The sequence below is a fragment of the Stenotrophomonas sp. PS02300 genome, from assembly GCF_029959395.1.
GTDB classification, from domain to species: domain Bacteria; phylum Pseudomonadota; class Gammaproteobacteria; order Xanthomonadales; family Xanthomonadaceae; genus Stenotrophomonas; species Stenotrophomonas maltophilia_AD.
Map to the genome: position 1 here is coordinate 1 of NZ_JASCOP010000145.1, position 9105 is coordinate 9105.

General features: G+C 66.0%; 12 protein-coding genes. 7 read left to right on the plus strand and 5 right to left on the minus strand.

All coding sequences use genetic code 11. The annotated features are described in order from the left end of the window. Positions 1-110: 110 nt before the first annotated feature. The 5 genes from QMX79_RS18235 to QMX79_RS18255 form a co-directional block, all read right to left on the minus strand. Entirely contained in the window at positions 111-836 is a 726-nt protein-coding gene (locus QMX79_RS18235; RefSeq protein WP_282248035.1) for a DUF2058 family protein, read from the minus strand. Positions 837-849: 13 nt separating this feature from the next. Then, a complete protein-coding gene (locus QMX79_RS18240; RefSeq protein WP_282248036.1) occupies positions 850-1089 on the minus strand; it encodes a SlyX family protein in 240 nt (79 codons plus the stop codon). Further along, entirely contained in the window at positions 1082-2431 is a 1350-nt protein-coding gene (locus QMX79_RS18245; protein WP_282248037.1) for a UDP-glucose/GDP-mannose dehydrogenase family protein, read from the minus strand. The genes QMX79_RS18240 and QMX79_RS18245 overlap by 8 nt, the downstream gene beginning before the upstream one ends. Before the next feature lie 24 nt (positions 2432-2455). Then, positions 2456-3436 carry an FKBP-type peptidyl-prolyl cis-trans isomerase gene (locus tag QMX79_RS18250; protein WP_282248038.1) on the minus strand — a complete coding sequence of 327 codons (981 nt, stop codon included), beginning with the start codon at positions 3434-3436 and terminating at the stop codon, positions 2456-2458. A gap of 84 nt (positions 3437-3520) precedes the next feature. After that, positions 3521-4129, minus strand: a complete 609-nt coding sequence (locus QMX79_RS18255) for a glutathione peroxidase (protein ID WP_282248039.1) — start codon at positions 4127-4129, stop codon at positions 3521-3523. 88 nt (positions 4130-4217) lie between these two features. On the opposite strand from QMX79_RS18255, the gene QMX79_RS18260 reads away from it, so the two are divergent. The 7 genes from QMX79_RS18260 (at position 4218) to QMX79_RS18290 (ending at position 8968) form a co-directional block, all read left to right on the plus strand. Continuing rightward, positions 4218-4670 carry a hypothetical protein gene (locus QMX79_RS18260; protein ID WP_282248040.1) on the plus strand — a complete coding sequence of 151 codons (453 nt, stop codon included), beginning with the start codon at positions 4218-4220 and terminating at the stop codon, positions 4668-4670. Between the two features lie 2 nt (positions 4671-4672). Continuing rightward, the gene (locus QMX79_RS18265) at positions 4673-5035 is read left to right on the plus strand and encodes a GntR family transcriptional regulator (protein WP_070209529.1); all 363 of its coding nucleotides are present in this window, start codon (positions 4673-4675) and stop codon (positions 5033-5035) included. After that, entirely contained in the window at positions 5032-5907 is an 876-nt protein-coding gene (locus tag QMX79_RS18270) for an ABC transporter ATP-binding protein (protein WP_093532528.1), read from the plus strand. The genes QMX79_RS18265 and QMX79_RS18270 overlap by 4 nt, the downstream gene beginning before the upstream one ends. Further along, positions 5904-6935, plus strand: coding sequence for a hypothetical protein (locus QMX79_RS18275; protein WP_282248041.1), 1032 nt, complete (start codon positions 5904-5906; stop codon positions 6933-6935). Before QMX79_RS18270 ends, QMX79_RS18275 begins: the two co-directional genes overlap by 4 nt. A gap of 26 nt (positions 6936-6961) precedes the next feature. Further along, on the plus strand, positions 6962-7849 hold the full coding sequence (locus QMX79_RS18280) for a DUF2807 domain-containing protein (protein WP_282248042.1): 888 nt from the start codon (positions 6962-6964) through the stop codon (positions 7847-7849). A 13-nt stretch (positions 7850-7862) separates the two neighbouring features. After that, the gene (locus tag QMX79_RS18285; RefSeq protein ID WP_282248043.1) at positions 7863-8450 is read left to right on the plus strand and encodes a DUF2884 family protein; all 588 of its coding nucleotides are present in this window, start codon (positions 7863-7865) and stop codon (positions 8448-8450) included. 92 nt (positions 8451-8542) lie between these two features. After that, on the plus strand, positions 8543-8968 hold the full coding sequence (locus QMX79_RS18290) for a hypothetical protein (RefSeq protein ID WP_282248044.1): 426 nt from the start codon (positions 8543-8545) through the stop codon (positions 8966-8968). Positions 8969-9105: the final 137 nt, after the last annotated feature.

Sequence of the window (9105 nt, forward strand, 5' to 3'; positions counted from 1 at the left end):
CGAATTGGCCAACCCGACACACACACACTTTCCCCCCCCCCCCCCGGGCGGCCCGCTACCGCATTCATCCCGTCAGGTAGGTATCGACCGTGGGTCGATACCCGTTTCTTTTACCAGACCAGGTCGTCAGGCACCTGGTAGGCCGGATCGGCGTACGGGTCGTCTTCGGCCGGTGCGTTGGGGTCCACGCGCAGCGCCACGGCCGGGGCGAAGATCGCTTCAGCCTCGTCCAGCACCGCCGCCGTCACCAGCAGGTAGCGGCCGGTGCTCTGCAGCACGCCCAGTTCGCCGGCGTTGAGCTGGCGCAGCTGGTCGGCGGTGACGTAGATGCGCTTGATCTTGCCGCCGTACGGGAAGTGCCGCGCGATGTCGGCCGCTTCATCGTTGAGCGCCTTGTCCTTGAGCAGTTCGTCGAGCTTGACCTTGGCCTCGCGGCGCACGCGCGCCTCTTCCTGCTTCAGGCGCTCGGCTTCGATGCGGTCGTCCTTTTCCTTCTGCGCCCGGATCGCGTAGGCCTTGGCCAGGTCGATGTCCTCGCGCGAACGCGGCTTGCCCTGGCCGGGGTTCTGGCCCTGGCCGGGGCGTGCGTTGCCGCCGGGGCGCTGACCGCCGCCGGGGCGGCCCTTGCCCTGGGGGCCACGGCGGGCATCGCCCTCGCGCGGCGGGCGCTGGCCATCGCGCGGCCCACGTGCGCCCTCGCCGGGCTTTGCCTGCGGTCGGGCACCCTGCGGCGCGTTGGAGGGCCGGCCATCACGGCGGGCATCGGGCTTGCGTTCGGGCTTGGGCGCGGCTTTGAAGCCAAGGCCCAGCAGCTGGTCGCGGAGGGTATCGCTCATGACGTTGGGTCGATCAGTAGTGCGGGGGCGGCGGTTCTTCGCCCGAATCGGAATACAGCGCGTTGCGGACCTTGCCCAGGTCCTCAAGCAGCAGGCGGGTCAGGTCCGCGTTGCGGCTGCCCTCGATGCGGGCATCGGCCAGGGCTTCACTCAGCTCGGCCAATGCCTGTTCCTGGAAGGACACACGCATTTCAAGTTCGACCAGGCGCGCTTCCAGCGCCTGCTCACGCGCGGTGGGGGTTGGATCATGCATGCAGCGAACGTCCCCGGCCAATGCCGTAGTAGGCCAGGCCCGCAGCTTCGATCTCCTGCGGGTCGTACAGGTTGCGGCCGTCGAACACGACGGCATCTTTCAGCGTTTCACGCAGGTGGGCGAAATCCGGGCTGCGGAACTGCTTCCATTCGGTGACCACCACCAGCGCATCGGCGCCATCCAGCGCCGCATTGGCGCTGTCGCAGAACACCAGGTCGTCGCGCTCGCCGAAAATGCGGCGGGCCTCGTCGGTGGCTTCCGGGTCGTACGCGCGGACGGTGGCACCGCCCTCCCACAGCTGCGCCAGCAGGCGGCGGCTGGAGGCTTCGCGCATGTCATCGGTATTCGGCTTGAAGGCCAGGCCCCACACCGCGAAGGTGCGGCCGCGCACGCCCTCATCCTCGCCACGGTCGTAGTGGCGCTGGATCAGCTGGAACAGGTGCCCCTTCTGCGCATCGTTGACCGCTTCCACCGCATTGAGCAGCTTGGGCTCATGCCCGTACTGCTGCGCGGTGCGGGCCAGCGCCTGCACGTCCTTGGGGAAACACGAGCCGCCGTAACCGGCGCCCGGGTAGATGAAGTGCCAGCCGATGCGCGGGTCCGAGCCGATGCCCTGGCGGACCTGTTCGACATCGGCACCGACCTTTTCGGCGATATTGGCGATTTCGTTCATGAACGAGATCTTGGTCGCCAGCATGGCGTTGGCGGCGTACTTGGTCAGCTCTGCCGAGCGCACGTCCATTTCCACCACGCGGTCGTGGTTGCGGTTGAACGGCGCATACAGGCGACGCATCAGCGCCACCGACTCGGCGTTGGCCGCACCGATCACGATGCGGTCCGGCCGCATGCAGTCGGCCACCGCGTCGCCTTCCTTCAGGAATTCGGGGTTGGAGACCACGTCGAAGGCGATCTCCTCGCCGCGCTCGGCCAGCGCCTCGGCGATGGCGGCACGGACTTTGTCGGCCGTGCCTACCGGCACGGTCGACTTGTTCACCACCACGGTCGGCACACGCATGTGCCGGCCAATGGTGCGGGCCACGGCCAGCACGTACTGCAGGTCGGCACTGCCGTCCTCGTCCGGTGGGGTGCCCACGGCAATGAAGATCACCTGGCCATGCGCGATCGCAGACTCGGCGTCGGTGGTGAAGGCCAGCCGCGAGGCGGCATGGTTGGCCTTGACCATCGGCTCCAGGCCCGGCTCATAGATCGGGATGACGCCGTTGTTGAGGCCATCGACCTTGGCCTGGTCGATATCGACGCAGACCACCTGGTGGCCGACATCGGCCAGGCAGGTACCCGTGACCAGACCGACGTAGCCGGTACCGAAGATTGAGACGCGCATGTCCGTGATGACTCCAGTTCCGTTTTACGGAGCAATGCCCAGCAGTTCGACGTCGAAGCTCAGCGTCGCATTCGGACCGATCGGGCCACCCGGGGTGCCCTGCTCGCCGTAGGCCAGCTCGCCCGGGATCCAGAAGCGGTACTTGGAACCGACCGGCATCAGCTGCACGCCTTCCGACCAGCCCTTGACCACCTGGTCCAGGCCGAATTCGATCGGCTGGCCGCGCTGGTAGCTGCTGTCGAAGACGGTGCCGTCGAGCAGCTTGCCTTCGTAGTTCACCTTGACCTTGCTGGTGGCGAACGGGCGTTCGCCGGTGCCCGGGCGGATGACCTGGTACTGCAGGCCCGACGCGGTGGTGACCACGCCCGGCTGGGTCTTGTTCTTGGCCAGGAAGTCATTGCCGGCGCGGCGGTTGGTCTCACCCTGGGCAGCGGCCTTGGCCTGCATTTCAGCCTGCTGGGCGGCCATGAAGCCTTCCATCGTGGCCTGGGCCTGCTCGGCGGTCATCTTCGGGGTGCCCTTGGCGAACGCGGTCTGCACGGCGTCGAACAGCGCGTCTAGGTCGACTGCGTCCTTCAGCGGTGCCAGCGACGGGCCCACGGCGTAGCTGCCCAGCATCAGGCCGACCTGTTCACGGTCCACCTTCGGCGGCGCGGTGCCCGGCGCCATGCCCGGAATCGGCTGGCCGGCCTTGACGGCCATCGCCATGCGCAGCGCCTGGTCGGTCTTCTGCGCCTGTTCCTGGGTGATCAGCGGCTGCTTGCCTTCGAAGGTATTGGTCACTGCGCGACGCAGGGCGACGATGTCGATCTGGTCGGCGATGGGCTCGAAGGACTTGGCCACGTCCATACCAATGGCGTAGCCGACTTTTTCACGCTGGGAGGTCAAAGCAGAAGTCTCCTTGGCGGCCGCGCCTGCGGCCGGTTGTTGCGACATCACGGTACCGGTGGCACCCATCGCCAGAATCAGAACCGACGCCGCGGCGCCGCGCATTCCCATCTTCATTTGCTGCTTTCCTGGAAGTGACTGGACGCCGACGTCGGCGCGAAAGCGATCATTGTCGCACGCACGTGCGAGATGTCGAGGACGTCAGCGCTTGGCGGGCGCGACGGACAGCTCACGTTCGATTGCCGCCACCAGCGCCGGATCATCGGGCTTGATCTTGCTGGGGAACTGCGCGACCACCCGGCCATCGCGCGACAGCAGGTATTTATGGAAGTTCCAGCCCGGGGCCACACCGGTGGCCGCAGTCAGGCGCTGGTACAGCGGCGTGGCTTCCGCGCCGGTGACCTGCACCTTCTGGAACATCGGGAACTTCACGCCATAAGTAAGCGTGCAGAATTCCTGGATCTGGGCCTCGCTGCCCGGCTCCTGGCCCTTGAAGTCATTGGACGGGAAGCCCAGCACCGAGAAGCCGCGCGCGGCGTACTTCGTCTGCAGCCCTTCCAGCGCCTCGTACTGCGGGGTGAAACCGCACTTGCTGGCGGTATTGACCACCAGCAGCACCTTGCCGCCGTACTGCTTTTCCAGGTTGACCTCGGTCTTGCCGGCCAGCGGGCGGTAATCAAGATCGAGCAGATCGGCCGCCTGGGCGGACCCGGCGCCCAGCAACCCGACCAGCAGCAGCCCACTGCCCCAGCGGCGGGCGCGTGCCCGGGTGGCGTTGAACGGGGACGGGACACGCTGGGACTGGGGCATCGGAAACTCCGGGAAAGGTGCTGGAATCCCTGCTCTGCAGGGGCAGGCGGACTATATCACCGGGGGTTTCACTACGCGGTTGACGCACATGGCCGTCACGGCGCTGAATACTTACGGACCGGATTTGCCGTGCTGCAATACTATTAATGCCTTTAATATCAATGTGTTGAATAGCGCATTCAGTTCCGGTCTTGCCCCTGCCATCAGTTGGGTCATGTCGGGTATTGCACTTGGCTGTGCCGGTGTTATAGTTGCATACAACACCAGTCACCTGATGCAGGGGAAGCCCATGAACCGCATGCGCCACCACTCCGCCAAAGCCCTTACAGCCGCGTCCGCGCTGCTGTTGCTGGGCTGGTTCAGCATCCCCGCCGGTGACCGTGGCAGCGAGACCGCCACCGGTGCGTTTGAAAGCCCGCAGGACGCAGGCGTCATCCAGGCAGGGAACGCCGACGGCGCCCCCACGCCTCCCCGCCGGCTGCACAGCTCCCTGTCCATGCCTTACTTCTCATTCGCACAGTCGCTGAACCCACGGAGCTGACCATGAGCGATATCCAATGGAGCGATGGTGCTCCGATCTACCGTCAGCTGAAAGAACGCGTGATTGCCATGATGCTCGACAGCATCATCAAGCCCGGCGACGCGCTGCCTTCGGTTCGACAGGTGGCCGCCGAGTACCAGCTCAATCCCATCACCGTTTCGCGCGCCTACCAGGAACTGGCCGATGAAGGCCTGGTCGAAAAGCGCCGCGGCCTGGGCATGTTCATGACCGAAGAAGCGGCCACGCAGCTGCGCAGCAGCGAGCGCGACCGGTTCCTCAATGAAGAATGGCCGCTGGTCCTGGAGCGCATCCAGCGCCTGGGCCTGCACCTCGACGAATTGCTGCCCCAGGGGAAATCCTCATGAATGCCGTTGCTAGTGATGTCGTCATTTCCGCTCGTGGCCTGCGCAAGGCCTACAAATCCACCCTCGCGCTGGACAACACCAGCTTCACCATCGCCCCGGGCCGGATCACCGGCCTGATCGGCCCCAACGGCGCGGGCAAGACCACCCTGCTCAAGGCGCTGCTGGGCCTGACCCAGGTCGAGGGCGAGCTGAGCGTGCTGGGCCTGGACCCGACCGTGCAGCGCAACGCGCTGATGAATGATGTGTGCTTCATCGCCGACGTGGCGGTGCTGCCGCGCTGGATGAAGGTGCGCGAGGCGATCGATTTCGTGGCCGGGGTCCACCCGCGCTTCGACCGTGCCCGCTGCGAACGCTTCCTGGCCTCCACCAAGCTGCAGCCGCGCCAGCGCGTGCGTGAACTGTCCAAGGGCATGATCGTGCAGCTGCACCTGGCCCTGGTGATGGCCATCGACGCCAAGGTACTGGTGCTGGACGAGCCCACCCTGGGCCTGGACATCCTGTACCGCAAAGAGTTCTACCAGCGCCTGCTGGAAGACTATTTCGACGAGCAGAAGACGATCATCGTGACCACCCACCAGGTGGAAGAGATCGAACACATCCTCACCGACGTGATGTTCATCCGCGACGGCCGCATCGTGCTCACCACCGACATGGAAGACGTCGGCGAGCGCTACACCGAAGTGCTGGTGTCGGCCGAAACGCTGGAAGCGGCGCGTGCGCTGAAGCCGATCGACGAGCGCAGCCTGCCGTTCGGCAAGACCGTGCTGCTGTTCGACGGGGTGCCGCGCGCCCAGCTCACGCCGCTTGGCGAAATCCGCAGCCCGGGGCTGGCGGATCTGTTCGTGGCCATCATGAAGGGAACCTACGCATGAACACCGTCCACTTCCACCCCATCAGCAAGGCCAGCACCTTCAAGTGGCTGCTCAAGCGCGAGTACTGGGAAAACCGCGGCGGTTTCCTGTGGGCACCGCTGATCGCCGGCGGCATTTCGCTGGTGATGAGCCTGATCGGCATCCTGCTCGGCCTGTGGGGCCTGCGCCGGGCCGCGCAGAGCGGCGACCTGCACATCGACAACACCAACATCAGCATCAACGGGCTGGACCTGAAGCTGCTCACCGCCAACATGGATGCCAAGGGCATGGCCGACCTCGGCAATGCGCTGGATGCGACCCTGGTGCTGAGCTCGCTGTGGCCGTTCGTGGTACTGGCCTTCGTGGTGTTCTTCTACTGCCTGGGCGCGCTGTACGACGACCGCCGCGACCGCAGCATCCTGTTCTGGAAGTCGCTGCCGCTGTCGGACACCCAGACCGTGCTGTCCAAGGCGCTGAGCGCGCTGCTGGTGGCCCCGGTCATCGCGGTGATCGCCTCGGTGCTGACCATGTTCGGCTTCATGGCGATCCTGTCGGTCATCGTGCTGACCCACGGCGGCAACCCGCTGACCCTGATCTGGGGCCCGGCCAGCCCGCTGGCCTTCGTCGCCAGCCACCTGTCCTGGCTGCCGGTGTACCTGCTGTGGGCGCTGCCGACCGTGGGCTGGCTGTTGATGTGGTCGGCCTTGGCCAAGTCCAAGCCGTTCCTGTGGGCGGTGATGCTGCCGCTGTTCGCCGGGATCATCGTCAGCACCACCCGCATCATGAACCTGTTCGACATGACCAGCGGCTGGTTCTGGCAGCACATCGTGGGCCGCCTGCTGCTGGGCACGCTGCCGGGCAGCGACCTGTTCTACCGTACCGACCAGCTGCAATCGGTGATGCGCGACAGCGACAACGTCGCCGCGGCGCTGTCGCCGGCCAGCCAGCTGGCCGCGCTGGCCCTGCCGGAGCTGTGGATCGGCGCGGCTGCCGGTGCCGTGTTCATCTTCATCGCCATCCGCCTGCGCCGCCGCGCCGGCGAAATCTGACCCTGCTGCCGTCGAGGAATCCACCCATGATCCGCAAGCTAGCCGTTGCTTCCCTGCTGTTGCTGCCGCTGACCGCACTGGCCGATGAGCCGCAGTGCAAGTTCAACGCCCCGCGTGATCTCAAGCTCGACGTGGCGGGCGCCAAGGCGATCGTGTTCGAGGTCAACCAGCATGACCTGATACTGCAGGCCGGTCCCGGCGCTGCCCAGCTCGGCGGACGTGCCTGCGCGTCCAATGCAGACTGGCTGCCGCAGCTGACCGTGACCCAGCAGAAGGTCGGCGACAAGCTGGTGGTGAAGCTGCAGCGCGAGAACCAGGGCCTGAGCTGGAACATGAGCGGCAACAGCTACGCCTACCTGGACCTGCGCGGCACCATCCCGGACAACGTGCTGGTACAGATGAAGGTCGGTTCGGGCGATGCCAGCGTGACCGGCGCGCATTCGCTCAGTGCCGACGTCGGCTCGGGCGACATCAAGCTGCGCGACATCAAGGGCCTGGTGACGGCGGCGATCGGTTCGGGCGATGTGGAGCTCGACGGCGCCGGTGCGCTCAACCTGCTGTCGGTGGGTTCGGGCGACTTCAACGCCCGCAACCTGCGCGGCAATGTCACGGTCGGCACGATCGGCTCGGGCGACCTGACCCTGGATGGCGTCGGCGGCAATGTCGACATCAAGACGGTTGGCTCGGGTGACGTGGACCTGCGCGGGGTCAAGGGCAATGCCACCCTGGGCAACATCGGCTCGGGCGATTTCGAAGCCCGCGGCGTTGGTGGCAGCGTCAAGGTCGAGCGCCATGGCTCGGGCGATGTGACGGTCCGCGATGTCGGCGGCGACCTGACGGTGGCCAACAGCGGCAGCGGCGACATCACGCACGACAGCGTTCGCGGCAAGGTACAGCTGCCGCGCGGCAAGTAACCGGAGACCCACCATGAACCTGCGACTGCTGCTGCCCACCCTGCTGCTGTGCCTGCCGCTGGCGGCCTGCAGCAACACCGATTCGAACAAGACCGACCCGGCCACGGGCAAGCCGGTGGTGGATGCCGATTCGATCGGCAGGAAGGTCAAGGACGCCACGGACAAGGCGCGGGTGGAAATCGCCCAAGGCAACATCAAGATTTCCAACGACCAGAACGACAAGGCCGAGATCACCCCGCAGGGTGACCTGCTGATCAACGGCAAGGCGGTCACCATCGATGCCCAGCAGCGGGCGTTGCTGCTGGACTACCGCAAGCAGGTGGAAAAGCTGGCCGGCGCAGGCATGGACATCGGCGTGGCCGGTGCCAGCCTGGGCGTGAAGGCGGCCGGCGAAGCCCTGCGCGGGGTGTTCTCCGGCGACACGCAGGGCATCGAGGAGCGGGTGAATGCGGAAGCGGCCAAGATCGAAGCCAGCGCCAAGCAGCTGTGCGAGCTGCTGCCGACGATGATGGCGAAGCAGCAGGCCCTGGCGGCGGCGCTGCCGGAATTCAAACCGTACGCCAGCATGGACCAGAGCGACATCGACGACTGCCACAACTGAGCCATCGCCACCTGCGACATCCGGTCGCAGGCAGGCCCGCTGCACGGGGGGAGGGCTACACTAGCCCTCCCCTTTTTTGTGCACTGCCGGCCATGAAGAAGCTGTACCTCCTGCTGTTGGCCCTGTTCTGCCTTGCCGCCACCGGCTGCGACCAGGAATACCGCAACCACCGCGCCGAGCGCAGCAAGCCGAAGATCACCGTCAGCGACGGCATGGTCACCGTGCGCCGCGCACCGGCGCCGAACATCATCGTGCTGCCCAACGGCCACATGAAGATCGACGAGATCGAAATTCCGCTGGACGACAGCCAGCACGCGCTGCTGCAGCAGATGTTCGGCCAGCTCCAGGTGCTGCGCCAGAACACGCTCACCGATGCCCCGTACGACCCGGACAAGCGCGCGGTGAAGATTCAGGTACCGCCGGGCATGCAGCCGATCCCGCCGGACCTGGTGACGCGTGTTCCGCAGTTCAAGGATTACACCGAGACGTTCGACAATTTGATGGCGGATCGGCGGTAGCTGCTTAAGTCAAACGCCAGAGCCCTGGTCTGCGGGCTTCTGCGCGCAGGGCCGGCGGGTGCGGGGGTACGGGGGGCGCCGTGAACCCTTCCATGGGGGCTCTTACCAAACATCCATGTTTGGTAAAGCCCCCGTAC